The organism is Neobacillus niacini, from assembly GCF_023715785.1.
GTDB classification, from domain to species: Bacteria; Bacillota; Bacilli; order Bacillales; family Cytobacillaceae; genus Neobacillus; species Neobacillus niacini_E.
Genome location: NZ_JAMBOX010000012.1, coordinates 136,381 through 154,728 on the forward strand (window position 1 = coordinate 136,381; position 18,348 = coordinate 154,728).

At 43.1% G+C, this 18,348-nt stretch carries 15 protein-coding genes and 1 pseudogene; 11 read left to right on the forward strand and 5 right to left on the reverse strand.

Going from position 1 to position 18,348, the window contains the following annotated elements; genetic code table 11:
* Positions 1 to 160: 160 nt before the first annotated feature.
* The 4 genes and pseudogenes from M3234_RS20025 to ytrH all read right to left on the reverse strand — a co-directional run.
* Positions 161 to 511 (reverse strand): annotated as a pseudogene (locus tag M3234_RS20025) (transposase); the annotation flags it as partial.
* A complete protein-coding gene (locus M3234_RS29895) occupies positions 430 to 696 on the reverse strand; it encodes a transposase (protein ID WP_464514954.1) in 267 nt (88 codons plus the stop codon). The gene M3234_RS29895 and the pseudogene M3234_RS20025, both read right to left, overlap by 82 nt.
* Before the next feature lie 308 nt (positions 697 to 1,004).
* Complete coding sequence (gene ytrI, locus M3234_RS20030) at positions 1,005 to 1,508, reverse strand: sporulation membrane protein YtrI (protein WP_262306415.1); 504 nt, start codon at positions 1,506 to 1,508, stop codon at positions 1,005 to 1,007.
* Positions 1,505 to 1,843 carry a sporulation membrane protein YtrH gene (gene ytrH / locus M3234_RS20035; RefSeq protein WP_262306416.1) on the reverse strand — a complete coding sequence of 113 codons (339 nt, stop codon included), beginning with the start codon at positions 1,841 to 1,843 and terminating at the stop codon, positions 1,505 to 1,507. The genes ytrI and ytrH overlap by 4 nt, the downstream gene beginning before the upstream one ends.
* A 149-nt stretch (positions 1,844 to 1,992) precedes the next feature.
* Here ytrH and dnaE point away from each other — a divergent pair, with 149 nt between their 5' ends.
* The 7 genes from dnaE to pyk all read left to right on the forward strand — a co-directional run bounded on the left by dnaE (position 1,993) and on the right by pyk (position 12,468).
* The gene (gene dnaE, locus M3234_RS20040; protein WP_262306417.1) at positions 1,993 to 5,355 is read left to right on the forward strand and encodes a DNA polymerase III subunit alpha; all 3,363 of its coding nucleotides are present in this window, start codon (positions 1,993 to 1,995) and stop codon (positions 5,353 to 5,355) included.
* A gap of 114 nt (positions 5,356 to 5,469) precedes the next feature.
* A complete protein-coding gene (gene ystJ, locus M3234_RS20045; protein WP_262306418.1) occupies positions 5,470 to 6,708 on the forward strand; it encodes an NADP-dependent malic enzyme in 1,239 nt (412 codons plus the stop codon).
* Between the two features lie 8 nt (positions 6,709 to 6,716).
* Positions 6,717 to 7,331, forward strand: coding sequence for a FadR/GntR family transcriptional regulator (locus tag M3234_RS20050; protein ID WP_311315670.1), 615 nt, complete (start codon positions 6,717 to 6,719; stop codon positions 7,329 to 7,331).
* 206 nt (positions 7,332 to 7,537) lie between these two features.
* On the forward strand, positions 7,538 to 8,419 hold the full coding sequence (accD, locus tag M3234_RS20055; protein ID WP_262306419.1) for an acetyl-CoA carboxylase, carboxyltransferase subunit beta: 882 nt from the start codon (positions 7,538 to 7,540) through the stop codon (positions 8,417 to 8,419).
* Positions 8,410 to 9,387: an acetyl-CoA carboxylase carboxyl transferase subunit alpha gene (gene accA, locus M3234_RS20060; RefSeq protein WP_262306420.1), complete on the forward strand. Its 978-nt coding sequence runs from the start codon at positions 8,410 to 8,412 to the stop codon at positions 9,385 to 9,387. The genes accD and accA overlap by 10 nt, the downstream gene beginning before the upstream one ends.
* Positions 9,388 to 9,692: 305 nt before the next feature.
* The gene (gene pfkA / locus M3234_RS20065) at positions 9,693 to 10,652 is read left to right on the forward strand and encodes a 6-phosphofructokinase (RefSeq protein WP_066311300.1); all 960 of its coding nucleotides are present in this window, start codon (positions 9,693 to 9,695) and stop codon (positions 10,650 to 10,652) included.
* A 55-nt stretch (positions 10,653 to 10,707) separates the two neighbouring features.
* A complete protein-coding gene (gene pyk, locus M3234_RS20070) occupies positions 10,708 to 12,468 on the forward strand; it encodes a pyruvate kinase (protein WP_262306448.1) in 1,761 nt (586 codons plus the stop codon).
* 153 nt (positions 12,469 to 12,621) lie between these two features.
* Here the strand turns inward: pyk and ytvI are convergent, their stop codons facing one another.
* A complete protein-coding gene (gene ytvI, locus M3234_RS20075) occupies positions 12,622 to 13,719 on the reverse strand; it encodes a sporulation integral membrane protein YtvI (RefSeq protein WP_262306421.1) in 1,098 nt (365 codons plus the stop codon).
* Between the two features lie 216 nt (positions 13,720 to 13,935).
* On the opposite strand from ytvI, the gene M3234_RS20080 reads away from it, so the two are divergent.
* The 4 genes from M3234_RS20080 (at position 13,936) to mdh (ending at position 18,269) form a co-directional block, all read left to right on the forward strand.
* Positions 13,936 to 14,397 carry a DUF441 domain-containing protein gene (locus M3234_RS20080; RefSeq protein ID WP_262306422.1) on the forward strand — a complete coding sequence of 154 codons (462 nt, stop codon included), beginning with the start codon at positions 13,936 to 13,938 and terminating at the stop codon, positions 14,395 to 14,397.
* 341 nt (positions 14,398 to 14,738) lie between these two features.
* The gene (gene citZ / locus M3234_RS20085) at positions 14,739 to 15,857 is read left to right on the forward strand and encodes a citrate synthase (RefSeq protein WP_262306449.1); all 1,119 of its coding nucleotides are present in this window, start codon (positions 14,739 to 14,741) and stop codon (positions 15,855 to 15,857) included.
* Positions 15,858 to 15,984: 127 nt separating this feature from the next.
* Positions 15,985 to 17,253, forward strand: coding sequence for an NADP-dependent isocitrate dehydrogenase (gene icd, locus M3234_RS20090; RefSeq protein ID WP_262306423.1), 1,269 nt, complete (start codon positions 15,985 to 15,987; stop codon positions 17,251 to 17,253).
* Positions 17,254 to 17,330: 77 nt separating this feature from the next.
* The gene (gene mdh, locus M3234_RS20095) at positions 17,331 to 18,269 is read left to right on the forward strand and encodes a malate dehydrogenase (protein WP_262306424.1); all 939 of its coding nucleotides are present in this window, start codon (positions 17,331 to 17,333) and stop codon (positions 18,267 to 18,269) included.
* Positions 18,270 to 18,348: the final 79 nt, after the last annotated feature.

The following is an 18,348-nucleotide window of genomic DNA, read 5'->3' on the forward strand; positions in this document are numbered from 1 at the left end:
TTGCCCCTGCTAGGGGGCCTGTTGATTTCCGTTCCAGGTGCTTCGCTTTCCGCGGGCGGTTCGGGAAGCCTCCTCAGCGCGTTCCGCGCCTGCGGGGTCTCCCCTGTCCCGTACTCCCGCAGGAGTCTTCGCACCTTCCGCTCCAATCAACAGGAGATAATCAACCTGAAGTATTGCAACACACCTTTTCCAACCTGAATAAATGTGTCGCAATCTTTTTCATGTTCTGGCAAGCTGCGGTTAGAAGCGCTTGCTCACTTGCTTTTTTTATTCCCCGCAACCGGCAGTAGCGAAGCCCATGCAGCTCTTTTGAGTCTGCGAAGCTTCGCTCAATTTTTTCCTTTCTAAATTTATAAAGTTCTTTTCCTGAATTAGATAAGCGATTTACTCTTATCTTTTCCTTGTACTCCTCCCAAACATGTCGTGTTACTACTTTGACCTTATTTTTTGAACGTGTGCATTCGGATAAAAATGGGCAGCTTTCACATTTTTTCGAATCAGATTTGTATTTATAAGGGGATCAGATGGACGGCCGTTATCATCACTATAAAATGGACGTACTTTTTCAAGAAGAAATGAAAAGTCTACATATTTATCAATTAAACGAAGAAGGTGATCATCCGGAACTAATTCATCAATAGACACAAATTCAAATTCACTTTGACTAGACTCTTTAGACTTAAACATTGAATTCATCACTTATTTTTAATAATTATTGGTTGAACTTCTTAACTTATTAATAACACCTGTTGATTTGCGCGGAAGGCACGAAGACTCCTGCGGGAGTACGGGGCAGTGGGAGACCCCGCAGGCGCTTGCGCCGAGGAGGCTCCCAGGCACGCCCGCGGAAAGCGAAGTGCCTGGAGCGCAAATCAACAGACATATCGAATAGTTTTGGATTAATATCATTATAATAAATTAACGCGGTGAATTGTTAAAGTAGTTATATAAAATAAAGGCTGTCGAAAGTTTCTCGACAGCCTGAGGCTGCCTGTGGCAGCCTCTTATTCATCAAACTGTAATTCGAGCTGGATTGTTAGTGTGGTATAGATGACCATTTCTTTTACCTTGAACTTATAGCGCTTGTCGTTTAAGGTGATCGGCTTGTTTTCGATGATTTTTTTTAGCATGTCCTTACTTTTGGCGACGGTTTCCAAATCCTTTGCCAGCACTGTTTTGATATCATCCCTGACCGCCTCCTCCGCTTGAAACACACTGAAGTCGTCAAGCCGATACTTTTCGGAGTTGGTTATTTTGATGTTAATTTTTTGAACCGTAATCTTTTCAAGGTTTTCTTGATTTAGGTTTGCATAATCCTCCTGCCAAATTTTGATTTCGTCCTTCAATTCGCTGATTTCTTCCCGCTGAGTTTGAATGAGTTTGGAATTTTCCTCCTGCCAGACACCAAAGATATACAAGAAAATGCACCAGCTGATCGCTCCGCCAATGGCCATCCCCGAAAAAAAACGCTGCCAGGAGGGTTTGCGGTAATAAGGCGGGATTCTCATGATGCAATATGCTCCTGGGTCAGCCAATTAATAATCAAAGCTCCGGTTTGAGCCCCGCCCAAGGCGGATAGTATCAATAAAAACTGCTTAAACAGATCCTTTGTTTCTGCCTCTAAGAAACCGCGTTCAAACGTATAAACAGTATCGAACGTGCCGCCGATGGCTGCCACAATTGCCCATATCCTGAGAGCAGATGATAAGCGGTATACGGTAGTAAGCGGAGGCTGTCCGGTTAAAAAAGAGGCAATTCCCCCGATCAGCGCCCCCCCGAGAACAACGCCTAAAGCAATAAAATAGCTTTCGATAAATGCTGGGAAAAAGCCTAGTTCTTTCATTTTTCCACCGCCTTTATAATGGAATGCACTACTACCATTTATATGGACAACCCTATTCAAATATGAATCAACAAAATGAGAACATATTTTCCTTTTTTGCCCTAAACCTCTATAATAGAAATTGAGAAAAGTGTAAGGGTGTGACAAGCATGTCTTTTATTCACCTGCATGTATATAGCGCGTATAGTTTATTGTCAAGCACGGCATCGGTACCGGAATTGGTTGAAAATGCCCGGGATAAGGGATTCCGCGCTCTGGCGCTGACCGACCGAAATGTGATGTACGGGACAATCGAGTTTTATAAGCTATGTAAAAAGCAAAATATTAAACCGATCATCGGCCTTACCGTGGATGTGGCGAGCGAGCGGACAGAAAATGAAGCCTTTCCGCTTGTCCTTCTTGCTGAAAACGACGCAGGTTTTAATAATCTATTAAAAATATCCAGTGCGTTCCAAACAAAGGCCGAAAAGGGCATCCCGTTTAAATGGTTAAAACATTATGCGGCGGGTCTTATTGCCATCACCCCGGGGATTAAGGGGGAAATTGAACAGGCCATCCTCAATGGGCAGTTGGACGCTGCCAAAGAATTCATCTTAAAATATTCCAATCTGTTTGGCAGGGAAAGCTTTTTCCTGTCCCTTCAAAATCATCAACTGGAACAAGAGTCTGCCATTGCGGATCAATTAATTGCGTTATCGAAGGAATTGCATATTCCATTGGTGGCAACCAATCGGGTTTACTATTTGGAGAAAGAAGATACATTTGCCCATGAATGCCTGCTGGCCATTAAAAATGGAGATAAATTGCAGGATGATCATCGCGAACAACTGGGGAGCGACCAATTTTATTTAAAAACGGCAGATGAAATGGCGGACTGCTTAGCGGAAATGCCGGATGCGCTGGAAAATACGCTTACTATTGCGGAAAGATGCCAGATCAATATTGAATTGAATAAGACGTACCTGCCGACCTATCCGACAGAAAATGGGCTTCCTGCCGATGGATTTCTCGAAAAGCTTTGCCAAAAAGGACTTGACGAGCGCTTTCAAAATCCTGCACAGGCCTACATCGAGCGCCTTGCCTATGAATTGTCCGTGATTAAACGAATGAAATTTAGCAATTATTTTTTAATTGTTTGGGATTTTATGAAATATGCCCGTGAACACGGGATTTTGACCGGACCGGGCAGGGGATCGGCGGCCGGCTCGCTGGTTGCCTATGTTTTATATATAACCGACGTCGATCCGCTGGAACACAACCTGCTATTTGAACGGTTTTTAAATCCCGAGCGGATCTCGATGCCCGATATTGATATTGATTTTCCTGACCATCGGCGTGACGAAGTCATTGAGTATGTTGCACGCAAATACGGTGAGCTCCATGTTGCCCAAATTGCCACTTTTGGAACGCTTGCCGCAAAGGCGGCACTAAGGGACGTCGGCAGGGCGTTCGGACTTAATACGAAGGAATTGGAGCAGTTGTCAAGACAGGTACCCTCACGTCCTGGCTTAACATTAAAGACAGCCTTTAATGAATCCGAGGGTCTTCGAAGGTATATAAATGAGTCGGACCTTAACAAAAGGCTTTTCGATACGGCATTAAAGCTCGAGGGTCTTCCCAGACACACTTCAACCCATGCCGCTGGTGTTGTGATTAGCGAGAAGCCTTTAGTTGACTTGATTCCCATTCAGCAGGGCTCGAACAACATTTATTTGACGCAGTATACCATGGAATATCTTGAGGAACTGGGCCTTTTGAAAATGGACTTTCTCGGTCTCAGAAATTTAACCTTGCTTGAAACCATCCTGTCCTCAGTTTATCGCCACAGTGGGACAAGGATTGACATCCGTTCGATTCCCCTTGATGACGCTGCCACTTTTGATTTATTGGCAAGAGGGGATACAACCGGAATATTCCAATTGGAGTCGGAAGGGATGAGAAAGGTGCTGGTCCGGCTGAAGCCGTCGCGGTTTGAGGATATTGTTGCTGTAAATGCCTTGTACCGGCCGGGACCGATGGAAAATATTCCGCTTTTTATTGACAGGAAACATGGGCGCGAGGCAGTTCATTATCCCCACCCTGATTTGCAGCCGATACTCGAGAATACGTATGGAGTCATTGTCTATCAGGAGCAAATCATCCAGATTGCATCAAAGATGGCAGGATTCACTCTTGGAGAAGCAGACCTGTTAAGAAGAGCGGTTTCGAAAAAGCAAAAGGAAGTATTGGATAAAGAGCGGGCCCACTTCGTCCATGGCGCAATAAAGAAAGGCTATGGCCAGACCCTGGCGAATGAGATTTATGATTTGATTGTCCGCTTCGCGAATTACGGCTTTAATCGCAGCCATGCGGTGGCATATAGTATGATTGCCTATCAGCTTGCCTACTTAAAAGCGAATTACCCGTTGCATTTTATGGCCGGGTTGCTGACATCGGCCATTGGAAATGATATAAAAATTGCTCAGTATATTTTGGAAGCAAAGCAAATGGATATTGCCATATTGCCACCCTCCATTAACAAAAGCGGGTTTTCCTTCCAGGTGGAGGGCGATAAAATTCGATACAGCTTGGCGGCGATTAGGGGTGTTGGCGCTGCGGCATTGAAGGAAATTTTTCAAACCCGGAAACGAAAAAAATTTGCCGACCTTTTTGATTTTTGCATTCGAGTTTCATCTAAGGCCGTCAATCGAAAAACGATGGAGAACCTGATTCATTCCGGCAGCTTTGATGAATTTGGCCAGGACCGGGCCGTTCTTTTGGCCAGCCTGGATGTCGCAATCGACCATGCGCAAATTTTTAAGCCGGATGACTCAAGTCAAATTGATTTATTCGAAGATGAATTGATACCTAAACCAAAATATGTAATGGTCGACCCAATTAGCCAGGAGATGAAACTGACTTTTGAAAAGGAAGCACTCGGCTTCTATCTTTCCGACCATCCTATTTCGATATACGAAAAAGAACTTGCCAGATGCGGAGCACAGCCTTTGTATCAATTAAATAAGGATGGGCGAAGGGTTTCAACAGGCATCTATATCGCGGCAAAAAAAACGATTAGAACAAAAAAGGGCGAAGCGATGGCCTTTTTGACGGTCAGCGACTCAAGCGGCGAAATGGAGGCGATTGCCTTCCCGGATGTATACAGGAGGTTCATGCCATTTTTATCACAAGGGAAATTCACGCTTCTTGAAGGGAAAGTTGAGGAACGCCATGATAAGCGGCAGTTTATTATTCAGCAGGTATTTGAAATACAACAGTGGTTAACAAGCAAATCAAAAACTCAGCCGGTACTATATTTGAAAATTGTGAAAGATAAACAGGATGAGCTAGCACTGCAGCATATCAATCAATTGTTGAGGGAAAATAAGGGGGCTGCAAGTGTTGTCCTACACTACGAAGAAACCAGAAAAACGGTGCGGCTTGGGGATGCAGTCAAGGTGAATCCAACACAATCGCTGCTCCAGTCCTTGAGGCAATTCCTAGGCTCCCAAAACGTTGTTCTTAAAGATTAATTCTTTACAACTATCGAAGATATGTTATAGTGTTAAAGAGACGTGTGTGGTCTGACCACCAAGTTTTTTTATTCGGATTATTTATCTTTCTAATCATTCAAGGGGTGACCAATCTTGACTTTACGAGAAGAAGCATTGCATATGCATCGTATTAACAAAGGAAAGTTGGAGTCGAAATCAAAGGTGCCAGTCAGAAACGCACATGATTTAAGCTTGGCCTATTCTCCTGGTGTGGCTGAGCCATGCAAGGAGATTTACGAGAAGCCAGAAACAGTCTACGACTATACAATGAAAGGCAATATGGTTGCTGTTGTTTCCGATGGGACAGCTGTGCTCGGTCTTGGCAATATAGGGCCGGAGGCTGCACTGCCGGTCATGGAGGGAAAGTCGGTTTTATTTAAAAGCTTTGCTGGTGTAGACGCTTTTCCCATTTGTTTAAACACGACCGATGTCGAAAAAATTATTGAAACGGTTAAGCTCCTTGAACCAACATTTGGCGGGGTGAATCTTGAGGATATTGCCGCTCCAAATTGCTTTGTAATTGAGGAAAGATTAAAGAAAGAGACGAATATCCCAGTATTCCATGATGATCAGCATGGAACGGCGATTGTAACCGCGGCAGGCCTTGTCAATGCCCTAAAGCTAACAGGGAAAAAGATGACAGAAATTAAAGTAGTCGCCAACGGTGCAGGAGCTGCTGGGATTGCAATTATCAAATTATTATACAGCTACGGTGTTAGAGACATCATCATGTGCGATACCAAGGGTGCCATTTATGAAGGCCGCCCGACTGGCATGAACGAGGTCAAGGCCGAAGTGGCAAAGTATACCAATCGAGATAGTATTGAGGGAAGCCTTGCGGATGTCATCAAAGGTGCGGATGTATTTATTGGTGTGTCAGTTGCTGGTGCATTAACAAAAGAAATGGTTGAATCCATGAATCCGGATCCGATCATTTTTGCGATGGCAAATCCTAATCCGGAAATTATGCCGGACGCGGCAAAAGAAGCGGGAGCAAAAGTGGTAGGGACAGGGCGTTCCGATTTTCCAAATCAGGTAAATAATGTTTTGGCATTCCCTGGCATATTCCGTGGCGCACTAGATGTTCGGGCAACACATATTAATGAAAAAATGAAAATTGCTGCGGTGGAAGCTATTGCAGGTTTAATCAGTGACGAGGAATTAAATGCCGATTATGTCATACCGGGACCATTTGACCCGAGGGTTGCTCCAAATGTGGCAGCAGCCGTTGCTAAGGCGGCGATGGAAACAGGCGTTGCCAGGATTAAGGTCGACCCTGAGGAAATCAAAGAAAAAACCAAGCGGCTCGCTCTAATTGGAAAAAGTGAGTGATTAAGTAATTGGCTAATTCAAAAGTTTACTTGGAAATCGTGAAGCAGCTAAGAGAAATGATTGCAGCTGATGGATTAATGCAAGGAGATAAAATCCCATCTGAACGTGAATTATCTGAGCGCCTGAATGTCGGGCGCTCTTCCGTTCGTGAAGCATTAAGGGCGCTCGAACTGCTTGGATTGATTGAAACCAGGCGGGGGGAAGGAACCTTTATCCGTGACTTTCACGGCCATCAGCTGGTGCAGCTGCTAAGCACGTTCATTTTGCAGGATGAAAAAGCAAAAAGTGATGTATATGAAACAAAATATCTGTTAGAAATGGATTGTCTGCGACTGGCGGTTAAAAAAATGGATGATGCCATGATATATAGTATGGAAAAATGGCTGTCGGAAACGGCACAATTCCATGATGACGACTTTTTCTGCCAGATTGTACAAGGTGCCGAAAACCATTTGTTTTCACGCATATGGGGAATCCTAAAGGACTATTATAATGCTTTAATAGCAAACCCTGTTCATTATGATCGAAAAGACTATTTTCTTTTGTTTAAAGCACTTGCAGAAAAAAATGAACAAAAAACACTTTCTGCCTATTGTAAATTACGAAATTTGTCTATTGATTGACGACAAATACTAACACATTTTAAACTGTTGTTCATTTATATTGGAATCTGTACAAGCCCATGAAGGGCATTTTTAATCTTGTGGTGGTCTGACCACTTTTTAGCGGTTAAAAGGTATGGGATTTAATGTGGATAGAAAGACTGCTGAGTAGAGCGAAAAATGGGGAAACATGCCATCTGCCAGTGGCATAAAGGGAGGTATAATTTTTGGCGCTTAAAGATTTGTTTACAAAAAACCAAGTGAAGAAGAAAAAGTATGCAACCATTCCTACCGAAGCGGCGAAAAATGACGTTCCCGAAGGTATTATGACAAAATGTCCATCTTGTAAAAAGATCATGTATACGAAAGAACTTTCGAAAAATGTGAAAGTATGTTTACATTGCGAACACCATTTTCCAATGAATTCGAAAGAACGGATTGCCAGTTTTATTGATGAAGGAAGCTTTCAAGAACTAAATGAAAACATGATTTCAGGAAATCCACTGCAATTCCCGGGTTATCTGGAGAAACTTGAAGCCGACCGCCAAAAAACCAGTCTTAATGAAGCTGTAATAACCGGGATTGGAACAGTGGGCGGCCACAAAATTGTGACGGCGATTATGGATTCTACCTTTCGGATGGGAAGTATGGGATCGGTTGTCGGGGAAAAAATTACCCTGGCGATTGAAAAAGCGGATGAACTTTCCGTGCCGTTCATCATTTTTACTGCATCAGGCGGTGCGAGAATGCAGGAAGGGGCACTAAGCCTAATGCAAATGGCGAAAACAAGTGTTGCCTTAAAGAAATTTAGCAATCATGGCGGGTTAATCATCTCGATTATGACCCATCCGACAACCGGAGGCGTTTCTGCGAGCTTCGCATCATTGGGTGACTTCAACTTTGCTGAGCCAGGTGCATTAATCGGCTTTGCCGGCCGGAGAGTCATTGAACAATCCATTCGCGAAAAATTGCCGGAGGATTTTCAAACGGCGGAGTTTCTGCTAAAGCACGGCCAGCTGGATGCGATTATTTCACGGCTTGATCTAGTTGAAAAGATTACCGATATTCTTGATATTCATCAGCCAAGAGGTGAGATCACATGGCAGTAGAATTGGAATTTGAACGACCAATCATTGAATTAAGAAAAAAAATAACCGAATTAAAAGAGTTTACCAAAAATGCCGATGTGGATTTAAGTTCAGAGATCCAGAAATTGGAGGGCAGACTGGCAAAACTTGAAGAAGATATCTATGAAAATATCAAGCCCTGGGATCGGGTTCAAATCGCCAGGCATCCTGAGAGGCCGACAACGCTTGATTATATTTCCTTTCTGTTTGAAAACTTTTTTGAATGCCATGGTGACCGTACGTTTGCGGACGACGAAGCCATTGTCGGCGGCATTGCCAAATTTAAAGGGTTGCCGGTGACAGTGATTGGCCATCAGCGCGGCAAGGACACAAAAGAAAATATTCGCAGGAATTTTGGCATGCCGCATCCAGAAGGATATAGAAAAGCGCTTAGGTTAATGAAACAGGCGGACAAATTTCGCCGTCCAATTATCTGTTTCATCGATACTAAGGGCGCTTATCCGGGAAAGGCTGCTGAAGAACGCGGACAAAGTGAAGCAATTGCCCGAAATCTATTTGAAATGGCTGGGTTGCATGTACCGGTAATTTGCATTGTCATTGGTGAAGGCGGAAGCGGCGGGGCTCTTGCTCTTGGAGTAGGCAACCGCATTTATATGCTGGAAAACTCCACGTACTCCGTCATTTCGCCGGAGGGAGCTGCGGCCATATTGTGGAAGGATGCCGCACATGCGAAAACTGCCGCTGAAACGATGAAAATTACCGCCCCCGATCTAAAGGGATTAGGGGTTATTGATGAAATCATTCCTGAAATTAAGGGCGGCGCCCATAAGGATGTAAAGAAGCAGGCGGAGGAAATTGAAAAAATTCTGACCGCTAGCCTCAAAGAACTTTTGCATCTGTCCGAAGAGGAATTAATCGCTGACCGATACAATCGATTCCGGACAATCGGCGAATATGGCTTAATCAATGATTTATTAAGTGTAAATTAAAGAAGAACGTGCTCTTGCCGGGCGCGTTTTTCATTTAGCAAGTCCAAGCAAACTTCCATCAGAAATTCACAAATTAGACAATGATATCGCTGTCATTGATAAATAAAACGGTTGCAGTTTACTAACTATTTCGTCTATTGGTTTATCCGATGTGATTCAGTTGTTATAGGGATTTCTTCATGTTATTTTATTAATATTCAATGACTTTATGTAAATAATAGGAGAAGGAATCATAATTTGATACATACATTGTCCTTCCCGTCATTTTCTTTTAGGTTTCTCATTACAGTACTGAGGTGATGATCATGAAAAAAATCGGTGTACTGACAAGCGGCGGGGATTCACCGGGAATGAATCCGGCCATTCGTGCAGTTGTAAGGAAAGCAATTTTTCATAATGTCGAAGTTTATGGCATCTACGGAGGTTATGCAGGATTAATTTCCGGAAACATTAAAAAGCTAGAGCTAGGGTCTGTTGGCGATATTATCCATCGTGGCGGCACAATGCTTCAGTCTGCCCGCTGCCCTGAATTTAAGACAAAAGAGGGACAGCAAAAAGGAATTCAACAATTAAAGGCACTCGGTATTGAGGGGCTTGTCGTCATTGGCGGAGACGGTTCTTATAGGGGCGCAAAGGCATTGACAGAACAGGGTTTTCCTTGCGTCGGAGTGCCAGGGACAATTGATAACGATATCCCAGGCACAGATATAACCATTGGCTTTGATACAGCATTAAATACGGTGATTGATGCAATCGATAAAATTCGAGATACAGCCACATCACATGAACGAACTTTTGTCATCGAGGTAATGGGAAGAGATGCCGGCGATATCGCCCTATGTGCTGGGCTTGCAGGAGGGGCAGAAACCATCCTGATTCCTGAAGAAAACTATGATTTGAATGATATCGCCGACCGATTGCGCAAGGGTCAGGAGCGCGGCAAAAAGCATAGCATCATCATTGTGGCTGAGGGTGTCACTAGCGGAGTTGAGTTTGGCAAACTGCTTCAAGAATCCACAAACTTTGATACGAGAGTGTCCGTATTGGGTCATATGCAACGCGGCGGTTCTCCAACGGCAGCCGACAGGGTTTTAGCCAGCAGGCTTGGGGCACGGGCTGTTGAGCTTTTAATTGAAGGTAAGGGCGGCCGGGCTGTAGGGTTGGAGAATAATCGCCTGGTGGATTATGATATTATTGAAGCGCTTAGCAGAAAGCATAAGTTAGATCTGGACCTTTATAAACTTTCACAGGAATTGTCTATTTAAAAAATTCAACAAAGAAAATGTCGGGTCCGGCATATTAAAATGGAGGAAAAACATGTTGCGAAAAACAAAAATAGTATGTACGATTGGTCCCGCAAGTGAGAGCGTGGAGAAATTATCACAATTGCTGACATCGGGAATGAATGTGGCCCGCTTAAATTTTTCTCATGGAGATTTTGAGGAGCATGGGGCAAGGATTAGAAATATTCGTGAGGCAGCCGCGCAAACAGGAAAAACCGCTGCTATTCTTCTGGACACAAAAGGACCGGAAATTCGCACACATAACATGGCTAACGGGGCTATTGAACTTAAGGCAGGGGACAATATCGTTGTCTCCATGACAGAAGTCGAAGGAACAACAGATAAGTTTTCCGTTACATACCCTGGTTTAATCGACGATGTCCATGTTGGCTCGAAAATTCTTTTAGACGATGGTTTAATCGGTCTCGAAGTCCTAAATGTGGATCATGCCGCAAACGAAATTCATACTAAAATTTTAAATAGCGGAACGTTAAAAAACAAAAAAGGGTGTAATGTTCCTGGTGTTTCGGTAAATTTACCGGGTATCACCGAAAAGGATAAACAGGATATTTTGTTTGGCATTGAGCAAGGCGTTGATTTTGTCGCAGCCTCATTTGTTCGCCGCGCTAAAGATGTTTTAGAAATTCGTCAATTGTTAGAGGAAAACAATGCGGCCCATATCCAAATCATTCCTAAAATCGAAAATCAGGAAGGCGTTGACAATATCGACGAAATTCTTGAGGTTTCGGACGGCCTAATGGTGGCGCGCGGTGATTTGGGCGTGGAAATCCCTGCGGAAGAAGTGCCGCTTGTGCAAAAAATGCTGATCAAAAAATGCAACGCATTTGGGAAGCCTGTCATTACTGCAACACAGATGCTTGATTCCATGCAGCGGAATCCAAGACCTACCAGAGCGGAAGCAAGTGACGTGGCAAATGCCATCTTTGATGGTACGGATGCCATCATGTTATCCGGTGAAACTGCTGCTGGCCAATATCCTGTTGAAGCAGTACAAACGATGCATAATATTGCCTTGAGAGCGGAGCAGGCTCTTGAACATAAGGAGATTTTATCCAACCGGAGTAAGAATACGGAACATAATGTTACAGACGCCATTTGTCAGTCGGTTGCTCATACCGCATTGAATTTAGACGTAAAGTCCATCATTACGCCGACAGAAAGCGGCCACACCGCAAGAATGATTTCGAAGTATCGCCCAAAAGCCTCCATTGTGGCGGTTACAGCCAATGAAGAGGTGTGCCGCCGCTTATCATTAGTTTGGGGCGTCTATCCGCAATTAGGACGAGTTGCCCAAACTACGGATGAAATGGTTGAAATAGCCATTGAGGAAGGCTTAAACAGCGGGATTGTCAAGCACGGGGATTTAGTGGTGATTACTGCCGGTGTTCCGGTCGGTGAAGCTGGAACCACCAACTTGATGAAAATTCATATCATTGGGGATATCCTTGCGAAGGCGCAAGGAATTGGCCGAAAATCTGCTTTTGGCAGGGTTGTGACTGCACGCAATGCGCAGGAAGCCATTGAAAAAACAAAATCAGGTTCAATCCTTGTTACAATTGGGTCGGACCGCGAAATGGTTCCGGCAATTGAAAAGTGCGCTGCCCTAATTACGGAGGAAGGCGGATTGACCAGCCATGCGGCGGTAGTCGGCTTGAGCCTCGGTATTCCAGTCATTGTAGGAGTAGAAAACGCATTGGCGTTATTTGAAGATGGGCAAGAGGTAACGGTCGATGCAACAAGAGGAACTATTTATAACGGTCACGCAAGTGTCCTATAATAAAAAAACGTCAGCCTAGCTTGGCTGACGTTTTTTATACTTAGCTAATAAGGAATTATAAAATTTCTCCAATTTGATAATTCCTTATGTCGCATAAATTCAACTAGGCCTCTGTCATCGTCCTAACGGACTCGCCAATCGGCGAGTTTTCATTTATTTACCTTTGATAAACTGCCAAATATCATGAAAAACATTTGCGCGGTATAAAGTGCTGATGATTACGAGTGTAACCGGTCCGGCGATCAGTCCGAGGAAACCGATTAATTTAAATCCGACAAATAAAGCGATCAGAGTCGCCAATGGGTCAAGGCCAATATTGGAAGAAAGAATCTTAGGCTCCATGATCTGCCGTTGAACGAGGACAATGACGTACAATACACCAAGGCCAATGGCCAATCCCATATCGCCGCTGATAACTTCGTATATAATCCATGGTACAAATACGGCGCCGGTACCCAAATAGGGAATGATGTCAACGATACCCGTTAACAGGGCAATGGTAATCGCATAGTCAACTCTTAAAATTAGCAAGCCAATCAGAATGATCACGGTTGTAATCGATATTAGGGTCAGTTGGGCTTTGATAAAACCAAATAACGCCATCTTCAGATCGGCAAACACCGTTTTTCCGCTCGTTCTTGCTTTTTCAGGCATCAATTTGCTGCCTAGCCGCTGCAAGCGATACCAGTCTTTGCTGATAAAGAAGGTGGCTAATAACGAAAAAATCAGGACAGTTGCGGCATTGGGAAACCAAGAAATAATATTAGGTATACTTCCTACTAAATCTTGTATGAAGTTGCCCACTGTACTTCCAATCTTGGTGCCGATATTTTGGATATTATCAATAATCGTATTCTTTTGTCCCGCTTCTAGTTTATTGAATACACTATAAAGTTGATTGTATAGGGATGTAAAGTAATTTTCCAAGAAGGTAATCAACGTATTAAGATGCTGTGGAATTACTTTTGCCAAATAATTTGCTCCCGAAACAATCTCCACAATGAGCAAAGTTATTAACCCGGCGAAAATGGCAAACATAAGGACAAGCGCTACAAGCACAGAAAGTACCCGCGGCATTTTGGCTCTTGTTTCCAAAAAATTAACGATCGGGTTAATGATAAAAGCTATAATTAGCCCAATTAAAAAAGGATAGGTAACCTTTGAAAGGTAATAAAAGGAAAGGAGACCTAGAACGACTGCACCAATCACTAGTAAAAACCTGATTGTCCTATATATGTATTTGAGATTCAATACAAAACCTCCATTCCACTCAAAATCGGTAACTATATCTTACCATTTTATTAATAATACTGCATAATCTTCCACATTGGAGACAAGATAATAATTTTTCTCTGTCCCTCCGAAAAAAGTTTCGCTCGTTGATAAAAGAACGAGCTTCGAGTTAAAAGTTTTCTATATTTTAATGATGTTATGCTAAAATAGCTTTTGAAAAGGTGTGCTTATGAAATGATCAGTGAGTCGATATTATTCTTGGTTTTGCTATTGGTAATCGGTTTTATAGCAAAAAATAGCTCGTTGATGGTATCCATCGGCGTTTTGTTTGTCCTGAAACTTTTTGGATTTGATGCCAAGTTCTTCTCTTTTATTCAAGCAAAGGGAATCAATTGGGGTGTAACCGTCATAACTATCGCTGTGTTGGCACCGATTGCCAGCGGGGAAATTGGTTTTAAAGACTTAATGGCGGCCTTTAAATCCCCATATGCTTGGGTGGCTCTTATTTCCGGGATGCTGGTGGCGCTATTGGCAAAAGGCGGCGTTAAACTTTTAGGAGAAGATCCCCAAATCACTGTTGCCTTGGTTCTGGGCACCATTCTTTCGGTGTCTATTTTTAAAGGGGTTGCCGTCGGTCCTTTAATTGGTGCCGGGATTGCTTACGCCGGGATGAAACTATTTAGTTTTTTTAGTTGATTTTTTTTAAAATAATATTTTTTTACTATTTTCAGTTCTATTTCATTCACAAAAATCTGATTATTGTTTATAATAGGCATGTAAGTATCTCGTTTTTTACATAAACCCTATATGAATACTGTATTTCATGTGAAGGATTATTTATTCCTGCGAATGAAAGGGCATACAAATTATAGTTTGGCTGAGCAAACGCTCAGTCAAACTATATAGTTAAGAAATATAAGTCTTCGAAAATATTTCAATGCCATTTCATTCAAGATCAACTGTCGGCTAGTCCGCAGAAGTATCACTTTTTTTAGTTGGGTAATGGGGAATTTTAGAAAATAAAGGAGAGATTTATGATGACAGTAACTCGCGGTCTTGAAGGGGTAGTAGCAACAACATCCTCGATCAGTTCAATCATTGACGATACGCTTACTTATGTTGGGTATGACATTGATGATTTAGCTGAAAATGCTAGCTTTGAAGAGGTAGTTTATTTATTGTGGCACCTTAAGCTTCCAAATGCTGAGCAATTGGCAGAACTAAAGCAGCAGCTTGCTGAAAATGCCACTCTCCCGCAGGAAGTGATTGATCATTTCAAGCTGTTTCCGATTCACACAGTACATCCAATGGCAGCGCTCCGCTCAGCAGTTTCTTTACTGGGGTTGTACGATGACGAAGCAGATGTAATGGATGCGGAAGCCAACTATCGAAAGGCAATCCGTCTGCAAGCGAAAATGCCATCCATTGTGGCAGCGTTCGCCCGAATCAGAAAAGGACTTGAGCCTGTTGCACCTAGACAGGACCTAAGCTTTGCTGCCAATTTCCTTTACATGTTAACCGGAAAAGAGCCGGATGCGGTTGCTGTTGAGGCGATTGATAAGGCACTCGTGCTTCACGCCGACCACGAATTAAACGCTTCGACTTTCACCGCACGTGTTTGTGTAGCAACTTTATCTGATGTATATTCTGGTGTAACGGCAGCAATCGGCGCGTTAAAGGGTCCTCTTCACGGCGGAGCCAACGAAGCTGTAATGAAAATGCTGACGGAAATCGGCACCCTTGATAATGTTGATCCATATGTTCGCGGCAAGCTCGAAAAGAAGGAAAAAATCATGGGATTCGGTCACCGCGTCTATCGTCAGGGCGATCCGCGCGCGAAGCATTTAAAAGCCATGTCCAAAAAATTAACCGAGCTGACAGGCGAACCGCACTGGTATGATATGTCGGTGAAGATTGAAAGCATTGTTACCGGCGAAAAGAAATTGCCGCCAAACGTTGATTTCTATTCGGCATCCGTTTACCATAGCTTGGGAGTGGACCATGATCTAATGACACCAATTTTTGCTGTTAGCCGCGTTTCCGGTTGGCTTGCCCATATTCTGGAGCAATTTGAAAACAACCGGCTTATCCGTCCACGCGCGGAGTATACCGGCCCAGGCATGCAAAAATATGTTCCTATTGAACAAAGAGGATAATATTTTACTTTTTTCCGAAAAATTGATTCAATAAGATTGGATGTTAAAGGTTAGGGGTTACTATCCTCTAACCTTTGCTTCAGCCTTTTGATGTTTCTATGATTTACATACTAGGAGGGGTAGTTTTATGCAAGGAGAAAAAATCACAGTAACAAATGGAGTATTAAACGTTCCTAACAACCCAGTTATCCCATTCATTGAAGGAGATGGGATCGGGCCAGATATTTGGGCTGCTTCTGAGAGAGTCTTAACTGCAGCGGTTGAAAAAGCTTATAAAGGCGAACGTAAAATAGTTTGGAAAGAGGTTCTAGCTGGAGAAAAAGCTTTCAATCAAACAGGTGAATGGCTTCCACAAGAAACTCTTGATGTCATCAATGAATATTTGATTGCTATTAAAGGCCCGTTAACAACTCCTGTTGGCGGCGGAATTCGTTCTTTGAACGTTGCTTTACGTCAAGAACTAGATCTATTTGTTTGCCTTCGCCCTGTAAGATGGTTTGAAGGTGTTCCTTCACCTGTTAAACGTCCACAGGATACTGATATGGTGATTTTCCGTGAAAATACTGAAGATATTTATGCAGGTATCGAATATGAAAAAGGCTCAGAGGCAGTTCATAAGCTTATTAACTTCTTGCAAACTGAATTGGGCGTTAATAAAATCAGATTCCCAGAAACTTCTGGTATTGGCATTAAGCCTGTTTCTGAAGAAGGAACAACCCGCCTAGTACGTGCTGCCCTTAATTATGCTATTAAAGAAGGCCGCAAATCATTAACACTAGTGCATAAAGGTAATATCATGAAATTTACTGAAGGTGCATTTAAAAACTGGGGATATGAGCTTGCTGAAAAAGAATTCGGCGATAAAGTATTCACTTGGGCTCAATATGACCGCATTAAAGCTGAACAAGGCACAGAAGCAGCGAACAAAGCGCAAGCTGATGCTGAAGCAGCTGGCAAAATCATCGTAAAGGATGCAATTGCTGATATCTTCTTACAGCAAATCCTTACTCGTCCACGTGAGTTTGATGTTGTTGCAACAATGAACTTAAATGGTGACTACATTTCAGATGCACTTGCTGCACAGGTAGGCGGAATTGGTATTGCTCCAGGGGCAAACATCAACTACGAAACCGGTCATGCTATATTCGAAGCAACACACGGTACTGCACCAAAATACGCTGGTCTTGATAAAGTAAATCCTTCATCGGTTATTTTATCTGGTGTATTAATGCTTGAACACCTTGGCTGGAATGAAGCTGCTAAAATGGTCATTAAGTCTGTTGAAAAAACTATTGCATCTAAAGTTGTTACTTACGACTTCGCCCGCTTAATGGAAGGCGCAACAGAAGTGAAGACTTCCGAGTTCGCAGATGAGCTAATCAAAAACATGGAATAATTGTTTCTGAAATCTTTAATTAAGAGGTTGTCTAATCAGACAGCCTCTATCCATTACATACAAAGGGGAGATCTGGTATGTCATTGAAGCGTAAAAAGGTTTCTGTAATCGGCGGCGGTTTTACTGGAGCTACAACTGCATTCTTGCTTGCACAAAAAGAACTTGGTGATGTTGTATTAGTTGATATCCCGCAAATGGAAAACCCGACAAAAGGAAAGGCTTTAGATATGCTTGAAGCAAGCCCTGTTCTAGGGTTTGATGCCAACATCATCGGCACATCCAACTATGAGGACACAAAAGATTCCGATATCGTTGTCATCACAGCAGGCATTGCCCGCAAACCAGGCATGAGCCGTGATGATTTGGTGCAAACAAACCAAAAGATTATGAAGAGTGTAACACAGGAAGTAGTAAAGTATTCTCCTAATTGTACAATCGTTGTATTAACGAACCCTGTTGATGCAATGACTTATACCGTTTATAAGGAATCAGGCTTTCCTAAAAACCGGGTAATCGGCCAATCGGGTGTTCTTGATACAGCCCGCTTCCGCACCTTTGTTGCACAGGAACTAAATTTTTCCGTTAAAGACATCACCGGCTTTGTATTAGGCGGACATGGAGATGACATGGTACCGCTTGTCCGTTACTCCTATGCAGGCGGAATCCCGCTAGAAACATTAATTCCAAAAGATCGACTTGATAAAATTGTGGAACGTACACGTAAAGGCGGCGGCGAAATTGTCAACCTGCTTGGCAATGGCAGCGCTTATTATGCACCTGCTGCATCTTTAGTGGAAATGTGTGAAGCCATTCTAAAAGACCAGCGTCGGGTATTGCCTACGATTGCTTACCTTGAAGGCGAATATGGCTACGATGGAATTTATCTTGGAGTTCCGACCATCCTTGGTGCAAGCGGAATCGAAAAGGTAATACAACTGGAATTGACTGCTGAAGAAAAAGCGGCGTTGGATAAGTCGGTTGAATCCGTCCGCAATGTAATGAATGTACTAGCTTAATAATTTATGGAATTCGGGGTTCAATAGTTCCCCGAATTTCTCTATATAGTTATGAAATCGCTTACAGGTTGGAGGCGTT